This is a genomic window from Bacillus cereus group sp. MYBK15-3, from assembly GCF_051916765.1.
GTDB classification, from domain to species: Bacteria; Bacillota; Bacilli; order Bacillales; family Bacillaceae_G; genus Bacillus_A; species Bacillus_A cereus.
Genome location: NZ_JBQAHG010000001.1, coordinates 1,130,895 through 1,147,113 on the forward strand (window position 1 = coordinate 1,130,895; position 16,219 = coordinate 1,147,113).

The following is a 16,219-nucleotide window of genomic DNA, read 5'->3' on the forward strand; positions in this document are numbered from 1 at the left end:
TTACATTTCAAATGACTTCTATACGTTCCATTGCAAGTGAATATACATTTTCATACCCTGCTGTACTTAGCTTTTGTTGTAATCGATCCGTATCCTCTTTCAAAGCGTGCACTAACACCGTATGTTCTGGTAATAATGTATTTAGCATCTCTTTAACGTCTCTTATACTTTGGTGAACTTTATACGGAACTCTCTTCACCCTACATGTACTCCTTACATGTTCTTTCATAACTTTTTCTGCAAAACTCCCTTTCGCAATATGCCCAGTAAAAATAACGGCATTCCGTTTTTCATTCCGAAGTTGTTCATAGTATAACTGTGCTCGTTTCGTTTGCATATTCGCATCACTCATTACAACTATTCCGTAACTATTTTGCATACTAATGTCATTATCCATCACTATTATGTTTCTTTTTAAACTCTCCATAATCCATTTAAGTTCTTCATTATTTTTTATCCAACCTTTATATATGAACATCTCTTCAAATCCAGCCAAAATTTCTTTATCTACTATAAGCGGAAATTCTTTATATCGTTCATATAAATACAATACTATATCTTGCGCCCTACCAAGTTGTGGCAGCGGTAATAATGCTATTCCTTCATTTTGCATAACTCGTTCAATTTCTGCACATAGATCGTCTAATCTTTCATTTTGCGAAACATCATCTGTGTGATAAGCGGCATCTACAATTGCAACTTTTATATTGTGGCCCAATTTCTCAGGTAAATTAGCTCGTAGTATATTAGACTCTGCTGAATAGTCGCCTGAATAAAATACGTATGTATTACACATATCAACTAAAAACCAAACAGCTCCTAATACATGCCCACTATACCCCCACTGAAACCGCAATGTAGGAGTAATTTGTATCCATTCATTTGGATTACTAATCTCATCAATACATACATAATTTAAATCTTTTATATGTTGGTCCCTATAAGGTAACTTCCACCCTTGCATCACATTATAGTTTCTCCATTTTTCATAATATAACGGCAGTTGCTCCTTCGTATAACGAGTCGTCCAAATTTTTTTCTTATATCCATACTTCGCCAATAAAGGTAAACCCATCGTATGATCTTCATGAATATGTGATAAAAATACCGCATCTAAAAATGGAACAACTTCTCCCTCTATTTTTGGATAACTATTCTCATATGATCGATTAATACCACAATCAAATACTATTTTCGTCTCTTTATTTTTTACAAAATAGCAGGAGCGACCGTACTCCCCTGCTCCTCCCCATACTTCCATTCTCATCATGCTACCCCTTTTCGTGTTTGCTCCATATGTTGCAGCAGTAATAAGCACATTGTTGTAAGTCCAACAGAAACAACGGCCATCGCCATTCCTATAGATACTTCACCCTGTTCAAATTGAGCAAAAATAAACGTTGCTGACGTTTCTACTGATGGAGGTAATACGAGAAGTGATGCTACTAACTCTCTTATTGAAATTGTAAATGTCATCGCCCATCCGGCAAGAATGCCTGGGATAATAAGAGGCAATATTATTTTTCTAAAAATATAAATATAATTTCCCGAAAAAATACTTCCTGCCTGTACGAGAGAATCATCAATTTGTCCGAGTGATGATTTTACATATTGCACCGTGTAAGGTAAAAACAGAATAACATACGTTATGATAACCATAATTGGTGTATTATAAATTGACATAGGCATATATGGTGAATTCCAAAATAGAATAAGACCTACAACCATAACGATTCCTGGTACCATATTCGGTAACATACCGCACATATCAAGCCATTTTTCAGAGTTTTTTTTCCCTTTTCGAATCATAAGTGCCAAAAAGACTCCAATAATTACCGCAATAATCGCTGTTACGAGTGAAAAAAGAAAACTATTCCATAAAGCCTCTAATCCCGGAGATCCCATTGTAAACAATGCCTCATAATGGCTTGTTGTAAAGTTATTTACATGTAAACCGCCGCCTCTTAATTTTGAAAAAGAAGCAATAAGTATAGAAAAGTATGGAATTCCAATTGATACGATTAATAAACCAATTACATACATCCATGCTACAACGCGCGTAAATATAGACAAAGTATATCTTTTAGATTTCACACCTTTTCCACTAACCATTGCATATGAATACTTTCGATTCAATACATTTTGCATATACCAAATGAGCATACAAGCACTAAGTAATAAAGAAGATAATGCTGTTGCACTACTGAAATCAATTGGCCAACTCGAAATAAATTTATGAATTTCTGATGTTAACACGTGGAATCCTATTCTACGTCCGAATGTAGCCGGTGTTCCAAATTCAGCAATCGTCTTTACGAAAATGAGTAAAGCACCCATTACATAACTTGATACTAATAACGGCAATATTATTTTTCTTAAGCGATAGAAAAAACTTCCGCCATGAACTGCTGCAGCTTCTTCTTTACTACTCCCAATCTGAAGTAACGTGTTTTTCAGCATGAAATAAAGGAATGGGAATAAATGCAGACTCATAATTAAGACCATACCTCCTAAACTAAAAAACGATGATGAAACTGTCTTTAGCATCGGGAAAAATTGTTCAAAATAGCCGTTAGGTTGCATGAACAAAATCCAGCCCATCGATCCAATATACGGCGGTGTCATAAATGGAATCATAAAAACAATATCTAACTTACTATACTTTCCTACATCTGTTTTGCTCATAATAAATGCCAATGGAAATGCAAATATTGTAGCACCTATTACAACGAGTACACCTAGAAGCATCGAATTTAGAAAAATCCCCGCTAATCCACCACTCTGCATCACTTCAAAAGGCTTTAAAAAATTCCAACTGCTATTTTCATATACACTAGAAAATAAAATAAGAAAAAGTGGAATGACGATTAACATCGCGACAAGTAATAACGCTATCGTCATTCCAACTTGTCTTACTGATACGAATCGATTTACCATGGAATCACCATCTTATTGAAATACTTTCTTAAATTGTTTCCCTATTTCATCTTGCTCTTTCTCAACTGTTTTCCAATCAATATTTAATACTGGAATCTCTTCTACATTTGGTCTATTTTCAGCTTTTATATCTGTTCTACCAGGCAATAAATACGCTTTAGAAACTTGTTTTTGTACATCATCGGATAATAAATAATCAATAAACTCTTTTGCACCTTCAACATTTTTACTATCCTTCATAATCCCCGCTGCACGTGGGCTAATAACTGTTCCGCTTTTTGGATATACGATATCAACAGGTTCACCCTTTGCTTTTGCGCTATACGTCATATAATCAACACCCGCAATGACCATATCTTTCGCACCTGTTACAACTGGGTCTAACGCTTCCTGGTTTGCTCCTGCTACTGTAACTTCATTTTTCTTAAGCTGCTCAAATAAATTCCATCCATCTTGTCCATTCTTTTTCACGTATCCTGTTACAAAGTCTAAAGCTGAACCTGAAAGTGCTGGATCTGGAAGATTCACTTTCCCTTTCCATTCTCCTTTCGTTATATCGCTCCAATCTTCAGGCGCCGTCTTCACATTTTTTGTATTGTATACAATCCCTAATGCTGAAGCACTATACCCGAAATAATGGCCTTTATCATCTGACCATTCAGAACGCAGCTTATCAGCTTGTTTCGCCTCTTTATAAGCTAACGTTTGACCCTCTTTCTTTAATCCTTCCATCGCTGGTAAGGAAGCGAGTACGACAACGTCAACGACTGGATTTTTCTTTTCAGCTTCCATTCTCGCTAAAATTTTACCAGTTGTCCCTTGAAACATTTCCACCTTTATACCAGTTTTCTTTTCAAAGTCTTTTTGAATTTTTTCTGCTAACCCTTTTGGCCCTGCACTATATACAACAATTTTCTTTTCATTCATATTTTTACTTTTTGCATCTGCATTACCTGTCTTTGAACTACAACCTGTTACTACAGTAGAAAATAGTAAAGTACATACAAATAAAGACTTAAGCGAACTGAATTTCTTCATACGATTCTCCTCCTATATGATGAATACATTTTTTGGGTACATATAACGATACTGGTTTCCCGATGCTTAGCTTACTATTGTGATAGGCTGTCCAGATGCCTAAAGTCCCCATATTTACTTTCACTTCATAACGCTCTCCTACGTATGTAACGTGCTGAATTTCACCTGTATACATTTCGCACACATCATTTTTTGTCCAACTCACATGCTCTGGACGAATCATTTTTTCACCCTCTACAAGCCAATTCGCCTTACCAACAAATTTGGCAACAAATTCATGAGACGGTTTCACATAAATATCTTCCGGTGTTCCTTTTTGTAATACTTCTCCTTGTTTCATGACAATAATTTGGTCTGACATTGACATTGCTTCTGTTTGATCGTGAGTGACATACAGTGCAGTTAAACCAATGGAATGAACGATATCCATAAGCTCTATTCTCATTTCTTCTCGCAAAATTGCATCGAGTGCACTTAGCGGTTCATCAAACAAAATAAAATGAGGTTTTGTTACAATTGCTCTAGCGAATGCGACACGTTGTTGCTGTCCACCAGAAAGTTCGTGTGGATACCTTTTCTCCATACCTTGCAGGCGAACTCGCTTTATCGCATCCTCTACTTTTTCTCGTAAATGATTCGTTTGCTTTGTAGCTCTTAAACCAAATGCAACATTTTCAAAAACAGTCATGTGCGGCCATAAAGCAAAATCTTGAAATACCATACCGATATTCCGTTCATGAGGAGATGTCTTTATCTTTTTTGTAGCAGAATACATGCACTGGTCTCCAAAATATATTTCTCCCTTATCCGGTTCTTCAAGTCCTGCTATCATTCTAAGTAAAGTCGTTTTCCCACATCCCGAAGGTCCTAAAAGTGTAGTGAATTCCCCTTTTTTCATTACAATCTGCAACGGCTTTAACGCTTGTGTTTTTCCAAATGTTTTTTCTAATCCATTAATTTTAATATCCATCGTCTCACCTCTCTCCCCTCATTCTTAACCTGCTTTCATTCTATATGGAAGATTTATACTGAATGTTAATGCACTGTAAAGATTAAATTAAAAAACTTCTAATAAACTATTTATTTCTATAGATTTTTTCTATAGTTAAAATAAAAAAGGCGGCAATTCATAATGAATCTCTTAAAATTAGAAATTGTAGTACTTATTAAGAAATACCAAAAGCTTACAATCGTTGCAGAAAAACTTGGCGTTAAACAACCAACTATTACTTTTCATATAAAAAGCTTAGAAGAAGAACTCGGTGTGTCTTTATTCGAATTACGTTCTGGAAGGTATTTCTTAACAGAGGCTGGTGAGGCTTTGCACCATTATGCTTGTAAAATAGATGCACTTATGAAAGAAGCTAGACGTGTCACGCAAGAGTTTAAAGATTTTCATAAAGGTGCTATAACAATTGGTGCTAGTTATGTACCAGCGACTTATCTTTTGCCAGCAGTCGTTCATCAATTTCAATGTGAATTTCCCAATATAAAAATAACGCTACTAGTTAAAACAGCCCCTGAAATTCGAATGATGCTACAAAATCACGAAATCGATCTTGGGATAATTTCCGCTGCTCCATTTGATGAACCACTTTTAAAACAAACGAATATAATGCCCGATACACTTGTTCTTGCCTTTTCCAAAGAACATCATTTTTCAAAAAAAGACAATGTATCGTTACAAAATATAGAAAAGGAACGCATACTATTGCATCGTAACCCATCTACAACGAGAGATTTACTTACACAATGGACGTTAGCGCACAACATTACATTCCAATCAGAAATTGAATTAGATTCATTAGAAACGATGAAACAAATTTTAAAATATGGTAATGGAATTGCCTTGATTTCTAAACTTGCTATCGAACAAGAAATACAACGAAATGAGCTATGCTATATACCAATCCCTGAATTTGAATTTCAGCGTAATATTTATACGATTCATCATGAGGACAGATGGAATTCTAAAATCATTTCTTTTTTACTACAGAGCATCACTTCATTTGCAACAAAAAATTAAAAGGCTGTCGTTATGCACGACAGCCTTTCAAACTATAAATCTATTTATTTTTCTTTGCCTCAATTTTTGCTTGCGCCTCTTCAGCCTTATCTAATGCTTCTGATACTTTCTTCTCTTTTTCTTTCACTTCATCTATACTATCGACAGCTTTAATAATTTTATCGATTCCTTCTTCTTCTACCTTTCTACGCTTTGCCACTCTTTCATTTACTTTCTCTTCCACATCTTTTGCTTTTTGAAGCATATTCTCTGCATTTGATGTTACAGCTTTTTCAAGTGCATCGTCTTTTTTCATTTGTAACACTTCATTTGCAATGTCTTTCGCTTCTAAATACCTACCGTCTTTTAATGCTGTTGCTCCGTGATCCATTTTCTCGGCCATTTCTTTATATGATTTCGCTTCATTCCCGGACTTCTCTTTTTCTGCTTTTTCAAACCACATTGCTGCATCACTATATTTTTCATCTTTCAATGATTGCATACCTGTTTCAATATATGTGTCATAATTGCTACATCCAGCCATCATGACTAACAGAAAAAGCATAACAAAACTTAATTTTTTCATGCTGTTGTCTCCTTTTCTTTGCAAGCTCACTTTACTTTAACATACATGAAAAAGAGTTTCAAAAACTAAAATACTAATTTAGTCATTTTTATAATGATAAGTCAAATTTTTATTATTTTCTTATTTTCAAGCGGACACATCTAGTTGTTTTTTCGCCATATGTTGCTTTACTCCAACTAATACAACTAACAATAAACCTCCACCTATTGTCATCATAACAATGCTAGTTGGCAACATATCTAATAGTAGTCCATATACAATCATACCAAGTGGTGCGATTGCAGTCGCAATTGTTTCAAGTAGGCCAAACACACGCCCTAGGTAGCTCGGATCTGTCGTTTTTTGCATATGTACTTGCATTGGAATGTTTACAATCATAATTGCTATACCAGTTAACATCATAAAAGCAATATAGTAAATAAAACTTGCTACTTTTGGAATGATAACTAACAACGGAAAGACTGTACATAAACTTAAACCTGCAAACAAAAACAGTCCAGTATAAATTGAACGAAACGGATTATTCACTTCTTTACGCACCGATAAAGCAATCGCACCAATTAACATCCCGACTGCTAACATTCCCTCTACAATACCAAGTTGCTTTGAAGATAAATGTAATGTATGTACGATAATGTATGGAAGTGCAACGGTTAGACCACACGCAAAAAAGTTTACCCACAATGCTATTTTCATTAAACCATATATTTCATGTTTTCGTTTTATATATGAAAAACCTTCTTTTATACTCGTCAAGAAATGCTCTTTACTCTCAGCCACTTCTTTTTTATATAAATCAAATACAATAAATAATTGCAAAATAACCGCTAAAAAGAATGTAATGCTATTCAACAAAAAGAACGACTGAATTGAAAAGAAACCAAATACAACTCCGCCAATAATCGGCCCTAAAATACTTGATAAAGAAGCCGCCGTTTGATTTAAAGCACTCGCTTTTTGAATACGTCCTTCATCTACTAAACTCGGAATAGACGAAGTTAATGCAACGGAATAAAAACTTGCACAAATTGATAATAATGCTGCTGAAATATAAATAAAAAGAAGTGATGGTCCAAATATAGTAGCAAGAATAAACATACTAAGCATCGTTAAACTACTTAATAAATCAGTACCAATGACAAGCCATTTTCGATTGACGCGATCTGCTACAGCACCAGCAATTGGACCACAGATCATCCTTGGAAGTGATCCGCAAACGAGCGTAGTTGCAAACCCCATCCCTGAACCAGTAGTCTTTAATACGTATAACCCCATTGCGAACGTATAAATACCTGCGCCTAATAAAGACGTCATTTTTCCAATCATCATTAAAATGATGTTTCTCGTTGCAATCTTCATTCTTGAATCATGTTGTCCTATACTTATATCTCCCATTTTTGACTCTCTCCCCTTAAAAGTTAAATTGTGTTAAACTTATTATATAATCAATTTTCCGATTTCCACAACATAAAGTTAAATATAATTTAACTTTTTAAATATAAAGGAGCAATAATATGGCAACTCTCGGCGAAAAAATTAAAACATTAAGAAAAGAAAAAAAGCTTACACAAACAGAGCTGGTAGGTTCGGAACTGACAAAAAGTATGCTTAGTCAAATTGAAAATGGAAAAGCTACACCTTCTATGAAAACATTACAATATATTGCTGAAAAACTTGAATGTGAAATGAGCTTTTTATTAGAAGAAGATGAAGGAGAAATTGTAGAACTCATTCAAAAAATGGAGCCATTAATAAAAGCAAATAAATGCGATGAAGTATACAAAACTTTACTACCTATTGTTCAAACAGAGCTACCTTCTACTTTAAATACAGCTCGCTTATATAAACAGTTCCTAACAGGAGCAGTTATTATGAACGATTATCATATTGAATATTACGTTGAAACTGCTGTTTCTATATTTGAAAAATATACTTTATATCGAGAAAGCACTGAAACGAAACTACTGTTTTACTATATGCTCTTCAAACGTAAAAAATATAAAGAATGTTTACAGATGATTGCTACAATTCGTGATGAATATAAAGCAAAGAATTTAGAAATGGATCTGATTACACATATACAACTATACTTAAAAGAAGCCATTATTTTACTCGCATACGGCAATTATGAAAAATGTGAAAAAGTCATTTTAGATGCACTTGCATTTTCAAAAAAGCATCAAGTGTATTATAAAACAGATGAATTTTACCGGATTTTATCTTACCAAAAAGTCATTACAGCTGATAAAGAACAATATTTATATTACATAAAAAAATCTGAGCAATTTGCCATTTTTACAGAAGATATTCTATCCATCGCAATTATTGATATTTTAAAAGCATACTATTACAACACAATTACTAATGAATATACAATCGCATTAAAACATCTAGAACAATTTCGAGAAAAACTAAAAGATGAACCAATCTTTCAAGACGATGGATTATATTATCTTGAAAAAGGAAAATCTTTGTATGGCTTAAAACGTTATAAGGAAGCTTTGGCAATATTAAAACACGCTACCATACCAGATTATATGAGTCATCCACTTGATCAATCGTGGGTATTAACAGCTGGGTCTTATCGTGCCCTTTGCTATATAGAACTTCAAGATAAAAAATCTGCCTTAAAAGAGGCAAAAGAAGCCGTTCAAGCAATAGATAGCTATCCTGATTCCATCTTCACTTCATTTATTAAAGAAACATTACAAATAATACAAAAACTTTAAGAATGTCTCTAAATGGTATATTATTCCTCTTTTTTAGCAAAGATAATAATGATGGGAGGAATATAAATGAATATTCAACGTGCAATAGAGCTTTCTATGTCAGCAGAACAAGCCAATGTCAATTTTCAAGGCATGCCTGTTATGATTCAACACGTCGATGAAAGCAATGAAACCGCCCGCATATATGAAGTAAAAAACCCAGGACGCGAATTAACTGTTCCAGTTAATAGCTTAGAGGAAATATAAGAAATGCCACTTCTCTTTTGAAGTGGCATTTTTCTTCTTTCAGATTACTTATTATAAAGTTCTTCAATCCTTTATTTTACATGAGCTGAAAAAATAAGAATTTTCTACTTCTTTTCTTTTTGTGACCTGCTAAAATACAAACTATGGATTAATTATTCGTACTATACATTAAGGGGGAAAAATAATGGCATCTAATTTAGAAAAAAACAAGCCTTATTATGCAGTTATATTCACTTCTAATTTATCAAATGATACAACTGACTATAATACCGTTGCCGAAGAAATGGAGAAACTTGCAAAGCAACAATCTGGATTTTTAGGTGTAGAAAGTGCACGAGGTAATTCTGGACTCGGAATAACAATTTCTTATTGGGAATCACTTGATGCGATTGAAAATTGGAAGAAGAACACCTTACATAAAGAAGCGAAAAAAAGAGGTCGTGAGCAATGGTATGAAAACTTCCATCTGCGTATTTGCCTTGTTGAGAAAGAATTTAAGTTTCATAGAGGTAATTTATAACTATGAAGGAAAAATTAGCTCTCGTTATTGTTCATGAAATATATGGTGTGAACGACCATATGCATCACGTTACCCAGCACTTTACTTCATCTCATATAGATGTATTCTGTCCTAATCTTCTACAATCACAACACGCATTTCATTATCGTGATGAAGAAAAAGCATATGAACATTTTGTAAATCATATTGGATTTGATGATGGAAAAAAGCAAATTGAAGAATTCATTTCTCATCTTTCTAGTAGTTATACACATATTGGACTTATCGGCTTTAGTGTTGGAGCTACCATCTCATGGCTATGTAGTAACAATCCGAAAATAGATTTTATTATCGGATGTTACGGTTCTCGTATACGCGACTATGTCCACATAAAGCCTACATGCGCTACATTACTTATATTCCCTGAAAAAGAATCTAGTTTTTCAGTATCCTCTTTAATTCACACATTGCAGCAACAAAAGAATCCTTTATTAGAAATCAAACAACTACACGGTGAACATGGATTTCTAAATCCGTACACTGAAAAATATAACGAGCACTCTACAAAACAAGCATACAATTTAATAGATTCATTTCTTGTAAAGTGAAACTTCAATCAGTGGGGGGTTATCCCCCACCTAATCTCTTTTCTTACGTTGAGTTTTAAGGTGTGGGTCTTACTGCCCATGCGTGATAAAAACAATCTTATAAAGGAGACTCAAAATGACGCTGACATTACTCTTACTTATTTTCATACTCATTGCCTTTATCTCAGCGCTAACTATCATTTTTATAACCGTAAAAAAAGGGCTATTTTTCAACCGCCTCTACTTACAATCTATTATCGTTTGCCTTTTATTTTTTACTAATTGGATCTTATATGTAACAACTTTTTATTCGTTACTTCCCGAGAAAATTAGTGAGTTCCTATTCTTACCCATTTGGTTTTTCCTTTGTATTTTAGGTTTTATAACTTTCTGGCGCGAATGGGGAAATAATCGTGTATTCTCCATATGTATCGGTTTTCTTTCCTTAACTAGTTTTTTATTTGGGTTATTGTTGTTAGTTCTTTCCGGGATGTAATAGAAGAAGGAAGAAAAGCCAACGTTCAACTTTTCTTCCTTCTATGTTTACCTTTAGTTTTCACTGTCACTGATTCACAAGGTGTATAATATATTTGAGGTGTCGCCTTATCAACAAACATCATAAACGTAATAAAGCCGATAATAAAGAAAATAAATAACGTTAACAAAATTGCTCCTATCGTTAAAAGTATCATAACACCACCCCTATATTTTTTATGTTATTACACTTTTCGCTATGATATGAGTGTAATCCTTTTTAGAAAAGGAAACGTAACAAAATAATCACAATCACTCCCGTTAATACTGTACCTAATAAACTACGAGTATATATCGCTACAAGAAATGTTGGAATTGCTGCAATAAGATAATCCCACTGCATCGTTTCATGCATAAATAAAACTTGTGCTAAAAGCGCTGCTAATATCGCAATTGGTATGTAATTTAACCATTTTAAACCCCAGTCAGGAATTTGTAGTTTGCTAAATACGAGTAGAGGTAAAATACGTGGCACGAGTGTAACAGCTCCTGCTGCTAGTAAAAGTAATAATACATCTAATCTCATTTCCATTTTTCAATCAACACTCCAATCGTCGCAGCTAGTAAGGTTGCGATAATAACCGCTATACTATCTGGCATAAATAGGTGTGAAACGTATGCGATAATAATCGCTACAATTGCAACACTTAAATGAATTGCTAGTTTCGGTTTACTACTTATGAGCTGAAGAACAAATAATCCGATAAACATTGCTGGTAATGCATAATCCATGCCGTATGTATGTGGATCTGGTATCCACTCACCAAATAGCCCGCCAATGATAGTGGCAAGAATCCAATTTAAATACGCTGTTACATTAAGCCCTATCATCCATCTTTCACCTAAATATCCTTTTTGCGCAGCATGCTGCACTGCAACGCCGAAAGTTTCATCTGTAATTTGCGAACCGATGATTAAGTTTTTAAATAGAGGAATTTTCGTAAAGTACGGTGCAAGTGCAGCACTCATAAGAAGGTGGCGCAAGTTAACAAAAAATACAGTAAAAATAATTGCGGAAGCAGGAGCACCAGCTGCATACATACCAGCTAATATAAATTGGGCAGAACCTGCATAAATTAAAGTGGACATAAATGCAATTTCAATGATGGAGAAACCAGCTGTTTTTGCAATTACACCAGCTGCTATACCGATGCTCAAGTAACCAAATATAGTTGGTAAACAATCTTTTACTCCTTGCTGAAATGTATCGTCACTCTGCAAAGCTACATGTGCCTGAGCTTTACTCATCTCTATCATCCTCCATTCCTTCTAAAGTTCGTTTCCCTGTTACGACATGAACTAAATCTATATTTTCACGCCATAACGTATCTAACTTATCAGCTCCAAATTCCTTTGTGATTTCTTCAACCATAATATCGTGCCGCACATACTCTGTAGCAACGAGAACTAGCGCTGGGTCATACGTTGTAACGGCCCATGAAGTGCTATCATTTGAGAAGTTCGCAATTAATACTTCCTCTCCATCACGAGCAATAACAGTTAAATGACCACCCATTCTCTTTTCAACAACGTGGGGCGTCATATAATTATGATGAAACGTCGCTCCTATTTTTGTTTCTGGAGCTCCAAATAAGATTGAAAATATATGTACGCCTTCCTCTTCCTTTTGATGAATGTATGGTTCAATTTCATGCACTTGATCTTCCCATACAGAAATCCATAACTCTTCCTTAGCTCTACTAATTATATTGCATATTTCTTTCAAAACACGATCATTTGAACGAATATGCGAAATTACATCTATTTGTCGCTCTTGTTCTAAACAATTTAATTTCTCATCTAAAAATTCAAAGGACTTTTCAAAGTCTTTTCGCATTCGATTCATTAATTCGGTAGATGGTACTGGTACATATTTAACTGGTTCAGAAGGTACAATATGCACTGCTCCTTTATCCATTAACTTACCGAGTACCTCGTAAATCATAGAACGAGGTACTCCTGTTTGTTTACTCACTTCATAGCCTGTTACTGGGGAATGTTTTAGTAGTCCAATATACGCTTTACATTCATACTGGGAAAATCCTAACTTTTGTAATTCCTTTATAATTTCATCCATCGGTAACCCCTCACAATCTAAATCGCCCTTACTTCAAAACGACGATTTTGCTTCCCTTTACTTTTTACTTTATCAATAACAAGTGTTCCTATTTCACTCGTATTTTTCACATGTGTGCCTCCACAAGCTTGTTCGTCTAAATTTTCAATTGTAACAATGCGGATTTCTTGGATGGTAGTTGGTAGGAGATTTATTGCTGTTTTAATCATTCCTACAGCATTTTCTGCTTCTTCGCGGCTCATATAACGAGTGGAAATTTCTTTATTTTGCTTAATAAGTTTATTCACTTCCTCAACAATTTCTTCTACTTCCACGCTCGATAACTCTTGTAACTCATTAAAATCGATACGTGCTTTATCAGGATAAATTTGATTTCCAGTGCATAGAGCTCCATACTTTTCATAAACAACAGCTCCGATAAGATGCAGTAAAGAGTGATGACGCATTAAATTATGACGTCTTTCCCAATTTATCTCTAATTTAACTGGACCTAACTTTACTTGTGCTTCGTCTTTTATATAGTGAACTATTTCTCCTTGCTCCTTCTTTACTTTTTCAACTTCAAATACAGACCCATCTTGTACAATGACACCCGTATCACATTCCTGTCCTCCACCAGTTGGATAAAAAACTGTTTCTTTTACAAATACTTTATTCCCTTCTACTCTTATCACTTCTGTTTCGCAACTCGTTTTGTATGCATCTTCTAAATATAATGCCGTTGTCATACTCTCACCTCTTTAGTAGTTATAGTTATACCTACTAATATAAAAAAGAAGCTTCATAAAGTCAATTGATAATTCTGAAATTTGAAATTAATAAAAGACTCCTTTATTAGGAGTCCACTATCTCAATATTTCATTCGCTTCTTTTTCATAAATTTTATCAAATGACGTCATAACACGCTGTGATGCTTGAATCATCTTTTGATCTGTCATAAGATCTGCCATCTCTTTCGTCATATCTACATTTGAATTTTCTAGCATATGATTTTTTACTATTCCTGTTCCGTTCGGTAAATTAGCAATGTTTCCTTCTGCTAGTGTAAAGCTTTTGTTTTCACGTTGCACGAGACGTGCATTCGTTTCGGCATCTACTGTTTTTGTTTGCAAACGAGCAATATTATTTTGTGTTACTTCATCATATAATGTACCATCTGCTTGTACAGCAACCTTTGCTCCTTCTGGAATACGAATACGCTCATTATTAACATCCATCACATAAGCACCTGAAGATGTTTGTAAATAACGATCACTATTTAATGTGAAACTACCATCTCTCGTTAAAAACGTTTCATCATTTTTAGAAGTAACGAAAAATGATGTTGTGCCGGCCGCGCCGTCATCTAAAAAGAAATCTGTAGCGCTATTTGTCATTTGTATATTTCCTTGTACTAAATTCACATGCGTTGCAGCTGGTACTACAGCGTAATCGACCGAACCGATATTTGTTACCGCCCCATCTCCGCGGCGATATGTGTCTTGTACATCAAATACTTTAGACGTCATATTTTCTGCTTTAAATCCTGTCGTTTGAGCATTTGCAACGTTATTCGAATGAACATTAATGCGCTGCATGTAATTCATCATGCCCATAGAACCTATATAAAGACCGTTCATATTCGTTTGAATAAGGCAAGCGCCTTATTCTTCACCTCTTTTCTACGATGTTTGTAACATTTGTTTTGCTAAATGTTCAGCTGTAGCGATATGTATATTTTTCTTTATGTCTTGGCCATCTGTCATTAATACAATAGGAGCTGATGATACTGCTGGAATTTTCAACAATTCGCCACTACTTGCTGTTTCATCAAATTTCGTAAACACAATACCATCTATATGAATATCTTTAAAGTTTGTAATAATTTCAATCATATCTTTACTTTTCATTGAAGCTGATAACGTTAAACAAATATAATCTGGTTCTACTTGTCCCATCGTTTCAATCATTTCTTCCACTGTTTCTGACGTACGATAATTTTTCCCTGCTGTATCAATTAAAATATAATCGACGCGTGCTTCTTCTTTAAAATACGTAAGCGCTCTTGTCATTGCAGCTTCATCACGCACAGCAATTACTTCAGATCCAATTGTCTTTACGTTATCTTGCAATTGCTGCACTGTCCCTATGCGCGAATGATCGGTCGTTATAAAACCAACTGTTTTTTTCTTACCGTGAAATTGCCATGCCATTTTCGCAAGTGTCGTCGTTTTACCAACGCCAGTTGGACCTATTAATGCAATTGTTTGTACTTCTTTTTCAAAGACGTTTTCCGTATTAAAATGAGATTTCATATCTTCCAATATGTACCTGATAACTTCTTCTTCCGTAATCATCGTTGCATTTTCAAACTTTATTTTTAACTTTTCAGCATATGCATGAATGAAATATTGTTCCACATCGTTTTGTTCTAGCATTCGAATTACTTTTTGAATAATAAACGGTACAGATTCTTGGTTTTCTTTCTTTGTAACCACTTCTTCTTTCTTTAGTGGAACGACTTGTTTCACAACTTTTTTCTTTTTCGTTACTTCCGTTTCTTTCGTCTGTTTCACCACGACAATTCCTTTTTCAAACAGCTTTAATAGTTTCTCTTTTTTTCTTGCCCATTCTTCACTATTTCCTGTTTGCATCGCCGCGTATGACATAGGAGTCGTTACATTTTCTAAATTGTGCAGTACTGATTGAATTCCATTCGCCTTCACAATTTGTTCTGAAGGATCATTCACAACATCCATTAACTGTTCATGAAATTGAGCTGTACCTTCATTCACTTCTTCCTGTTTTTCTTCTGGAAAAGCAACTAACATTTCATAATCCTTTTTCCAAAAAAACGGTATATTTCGTTTTACACTTTCATCGACAACGTAATAATAATCTGTACCATATTGGTCAAATAACTTTCGATACAATTCATTTTTCGAAGCTGCTTTTATTCGCATTAACGCTTCTTTCTTTTCTGTACTTTCCATTACTTCACC

19 protein-coding genes are annotated in these 16,219 nt (G+C 34.4%); 6 read left to right on the plus strand and 13 right to left on the minus strand.

Annotation, left to right across the window (positions count from 1 at the left end):
- Positions 1–7: 7 nt before the first annotated feature.
- Genes ACTFR8_RS05735 through ACTFR8_RS05750 form a run of 4 tightly spaced genes read right to left on the minus strand, consistent with a single transcriptional unit; the run spans position 8 to position 4,945 of the window.
- A complete protein-coding gene (locus ACTFR8_RS05735) occupies positions 8–1,270 on the minus strand; it encodes an MBL fold metallo-hydrolase (protein ID WP_033685690.1) in 1,263 nt (420 codons plus the stop codon).
- Positions 1,267–2,937 carry an ABC transporter permease gene (locus ACTFR8_RS05740; RefSeq protein WP_000248144.1) on the minus strand — a complete coding sequence of 557 codons (1,671 nt, stop codon included), beginning with the start codon at positions 2,935–2,937 and terminating at the stop codon, positions 1,267–1,269. The genes ACTFR8_RS05735 and ACTFR8_RS05740 overlap by 4 nt, the downstream gene beginning before the upstream one ends.
- Positions 2,938–2,949: 12 nt before the next feature.
- On the minus strand, positions 2,950–3,975 hold the full coding sequence (locus ACTFR8_RS05745; protein WP_000714717.1) for an ABC transporter substrate-binding protein: 1,026 nt from the start codon (positions 3,973–3,975) through the stop codon (positions 2,950–2,952).
- Positions 3,953–4,945: an ABC transporter ATP-binding protein gene (locus ACTFR8_RS05750; protein ID WP_000351796.1), complete on the minus strand. Its 993-nt coding sequence runs from the start codon at positions 4,943–4,945 to the stop codon at positions 3,953–3,955. The genes ACTFR8_RS05745 and ACTFR8_RS05750 overlap by 23 nt, the downstream gene beginning before the upstream one ends.
- 162 nt (positions 4,946–5,107) lie before the next feature.
- Between ACTFR8_RS05750 and ACTFR8_RS05755 the strand changes: the two genes are divergently transcribed.
- Complete coding sequence (locus tag ACTFR8_RS05755; RefSeq protein ID WP_001050633.1) at positions 5,108–6,001, plus strand: LysR family transcriptional regulator; 894 nt, start codon at positions 5,108–5,110, stop codon at positions 5,999–6,001.
- Between the two features lie 40 nt (positions 6,002–6,041).
- Here the strand turns inward: ACTFR8_RS05755 and ACTFR8_RS05760 are convergent, their stop codons facing one another.
- Positions 6,042–6,566 carry a DUF4398 domain-containing protein gene (locus ACTFR8_RS05760; protein ID WP_000736421.1) on the minus strand — a complete coding sequence of 175 codons (525 nt, stop codon included), beginning with the start codon at positions 6,564–6,566 and terminating at the stop codon, positions 6,042–6,044.
- A gap of 126 nt (positions 6,567–6,692) precedes the next feature.
- Positions 6,693–7,961 carry an MFS transporter gene (locus ACTFR8_RS05765; protein WP_252209928.1) on the minus strand — a complete coding sequence of 423 codons (1,269 nt, stop codon included), beginning with the start codon at positions 7,959–7,961 and terminating at the stop codon, positions 6,693–6,695.
- 119 nt (positions 7,962–8,080) lie between these two features.
- Between ACTFR8_RS05765 and ACTFR8_RS05770 the strand changes: the two genes are divergently transcribed.
- The 5 genes from ACTFR8_RS05770 (at position 8,081) to ACTFR8_RS05790 (ending at position 11,123) form a co-directional block, all read left to right on the plus strand.
- Positions 8,081–9,295, plus strand: coding sequence for a helix-turn-helix domain-containing protein (locus ACTFR8_RS05770; protein ID WP_000212388.1), 1,215 nt, complete (start codon positions 8,081–8,083; stop codon positions 9,293–9,295).
- A 66-nt stretch (positions 9,296–9,361) separates the two neighbouring features.
- Positions 9,362–9,541, plus strand: a complete 180-nt coding sequence (locus ACTFR8_RS05775; RefSeq protein WP_001025731.1) for an H-type small acid-soluble spore protein — start codon at positions 9,362–9,364, stop codon at positions 9,539–9,541.
- 184 nt (positions 9,542–9,725) lie between these two features.
- Positions 9,726–10,061, plus strand: coding sequence for an antibiotic biosynthesis monooxygenase family protein (locus tag ACTFR8_RS05780; RefSeq protein WP_000157879.1), 336 nt, complete (start codon positions 9,726–9,728; stop codon positions 10,059–10,061).
- Positions 10,062–10,063: 2 nt separating this feature from the next.
- Positions 10,064–10,648, plus strand: coding sequence for a dienelactone hydrolase family protein (locus ACTFR8_RS05785; RefSeq protein ID WP_000660124.1), 585 nt, complete (start codon positions 10,064–10,066; stop codon positions 10,646–10,648).
- Between the two features lie 115 nt (positions 10,649–10,763).
- The gene (locus tag ACTFR8_RS05790; RefSeq protein ID WP_033685689.1) at positions 10,764–11,123 is read left to right on the plus strand and encodes a hypothetical protein; all 360 of its coding nucleotides are present in this window, start codon (positions 10,764–10,766) and stop codon (positions 11,121–11,123) included.
- 25 nt (positions 11,124–11,148) lie between these two features.
- Here ACTFR8_RS05790 and ACTFR8_RS05795 read toward each other — a convergent pair whose 3' ends face one another.
- From ACTFR8_RS05795 to flhF, 7 genes are all read right to left on the minus strand, one after another.
- Positions 11,149–11,319, minus strand: a complete 171-nt coding sequence (locus ACTFR8_RS05795; RefSeq protein ID WP_000602236.1) for a DUF3951 domain-containing protein — start codon at positions 11,317–11,319, stop codon at positions 11,149–11,151.
- A gap of 62 nt (positions 11,320–11,381) precedes the next feature.
- Positions 11,382–11,693, minus strand: a complete 312-nt coding sequence (locus ACTFR8_RS05800; protein ID WP_000425943.1) for an AzlD domain-containing protein — start codon at positions 11,691–11,693, stop codon at positions 11,382–11,384.
- Positions 11,684–12,409: an AzlC family ABC transporter permease gene (locus ACTFR8_RS05805; RefSeq protein ID WP_000030473.1), complete on the minus strand. Its 726-nt coding sequence runs from the start codon at positions 12,407–12,409 to the stop codon at positions 11,684–11,686. Before ACTFR8_RS05805 ends, ACTFR8_RS05800 begins: the two co-directional genes overlap by 10 nt.
- Positions 12,402–13,238, minus strand: a complete 837-nt coding sequence (locus ACTFR8_RS05810) for a TrmB family transcriptional regulator (protein ID WP_000343386.1) — start codon at positions 13,236–13,238, stop codon at positions 12,402–12,404. Before ACTFR8_RS05810 ends, ACTFR8_RS05805 begins: the two co-directional genes overlap by 8 nt.
- Before the next feature lie 17 nt (positions 13,239–13,255).
- Positions 13,256–13,966 carry an alanyl-tRNA editing protein gene (locus tag ACTFR8_RS05815; protein ID WP_000205398.1) on the minus strand — a complete coding sequence of 237 codons (711 nt, stop codon included), beginning with the start codon at positions 13,964–13,966 and terminating at the stop codon, positions 13,256–13,258.
- 117 nt (positions 13,967–14,083) lie between these two features.
- Positions 14,084–14,857 carry a flagellar basal-body rod protein FlgG gene (locus ACTFR8_RS05820; protein ID WP_001013938.1) on the minus strand — a complete coding sequence of 258 codons (774 nt, stop codon included), beginning with the start codon at positions 14,855–14,857 and terminating at the stop codon, positions 14,084–14,086.
- A gap of 42 nt (positions 14,858–14,899) precedes the next feature.
- Positions 14,900–16,210 carry a flagellar biosynthesis protein FlhF gene (flhF, locus tag ACTFR8_RS05825; RefSeq protein WP_000446166.1) on the minus strand — a complete coding sequence of 437 codons (1,311 nt, stop codon included), beginning with the start codon at positions 16,208–16,210 and terminating at the stop codon, positions 14,900–14,902.
- Positions 16,211–16,219: the final 9 nt, after the last annotated feature.

Excerpts from the sequence above, each read along its gene's own strand:
- ACTFR8_RS05800 (WP_000425943.1), bottom strand. The coding sequence starts at position 11,693 with ATGGAAATGAGATTAGATGTATTATTACTTTTACTAGCAGCAGGAGCT.
- ACTFR8_RS05795 (WP_000602236.1), bottom strand. The coding sequence starts at position 11,319 with ATGATACTTTTAACGATAGGAGCAATTTTGTTAACGTTATTTATTTTC.
- ACTFR8_RS05785 (WP_000660124.1), top strand. The coding sequence starts at position 10,064 with ATGAAGGAAAAATTAGCTCTCGTTATTGTTCATGAAATATATGGTGTG.
- ACTFR8_RS05750 (WP_000351796.1), bottom strand. The coding sequence starts at position 4,945 with ATGGATATTAAAATTAATGGATTAGAAAAAACATTTGGAAAAACACAA.
- flhF (WP_000446166.1), bottom strand. The coding sequence starts at position 16,210 with ATGGAAAGTACAGAAAAGAAAGAAGCGTTAATGCGAATAAAAGCAGCT.
- ACTFR8_RS05740 (WP_000248144.1), bottom strand. The coding sequence starts at position 2,937 with ATGGTAAATCGATTCGTATCAGTAAGACAAGTTGGAATGACGATAGCG.
- ACTFR8_RS05815 (WP_000205398.1), bottom strand. The coding sequence starts at position 13,966 with ATGACAACGGCATTATATTTAGAAGATGCATACAAAACGAGTTGCGAA.
- ACTFR8_RS05775 (WP_001025731.1), top strand. The coding sequence starts at position 9,362 with ATGAATATTCAACGTGCAATAGAGCTTTCTATGTCAGCAGAACAAGCC.
- ACTFR8_RS05820 (WP_001013938.1), bottom strand. The coding sequence starts at position 14,857 with ATGAACGGTCTTTATATAGGTTCTATGGGCATGATGAATTACATGCAG.
- ACTFR8_RS05760 (WP_000736421.1), bottom strand. The coding sequence starts at position 6,566 with ATGAAAAAATTAAGTTTTGTTATGCTTTTTCTGTTAGTCATGATGGCT.
- ACTFR8_RS05745 (WP_000714717.1), bottom strand. The coding sequence starts at position 3,975 with ATGAAGAAATTCAGTTCGCTTAAGTCTTTATTTGTATGTACTTTACTA.
- ACTFR8_RS05765 (WP_252209928.1), bottom strand. The coding sequence starts at position 7,961 with ATGGGAGATATAAGTATAGGACAACATGATTCAAGAATGAAGATTGCA.
- ACTFR8_RS05790 (WP_033685689.1), top strand. The coding sequence starts at position 10,764 with ATGACGCTGACATTACTCTTACTTATTTTCATACTCATTGCCTTTATC.
- ACTFR8_RS05770 (WP_000212388.1), top strand. The coding sequence starts at position 8,081 with ATGGCAACTCTCGGCGAAAAAATTAAAACATTAAGAAAAGAAAAAAAG.
- ACTFR8_RS05805 (WP_000030473.1), bottom strand. The coding sequence starts at position 12,409 with ATGAGTAAAGCTCAGGCACATGTAGCTTTGCAGAGTGACGATACATTT.
- ACTFR8_RS05810 (WP_000343386.1), bottom strand. The coding sequence starts at position 13,238 with ATGGATGAAATTATAAAGGAATTACAAAAGTTAGGATTTTCCCAGTAT.
- ACTFR8_RS05755 (WP_001050633.1), top strand. The coding sequence starts at position 5,108 with ATGAATCTCTTAAAATTAGAAATTGTAGTACTTATTAAGAAATACCAA.
- ACTFR8_RS05780 (WP_000157879.1), top strand. The coding sequence starts at position 9,726 with ATGGCATCTAATTTAGAAAAAAACAAGCCTTATTATGCAGTTATATTC.
- ACTFR8_RS05735 (WP_033685690.1), bottom strand. The coding sequence starts at position 1,270 with ATGATGAGAATGGAAGTATGGGGAGGAGCAGGGGAGTACGGTCGCTCC.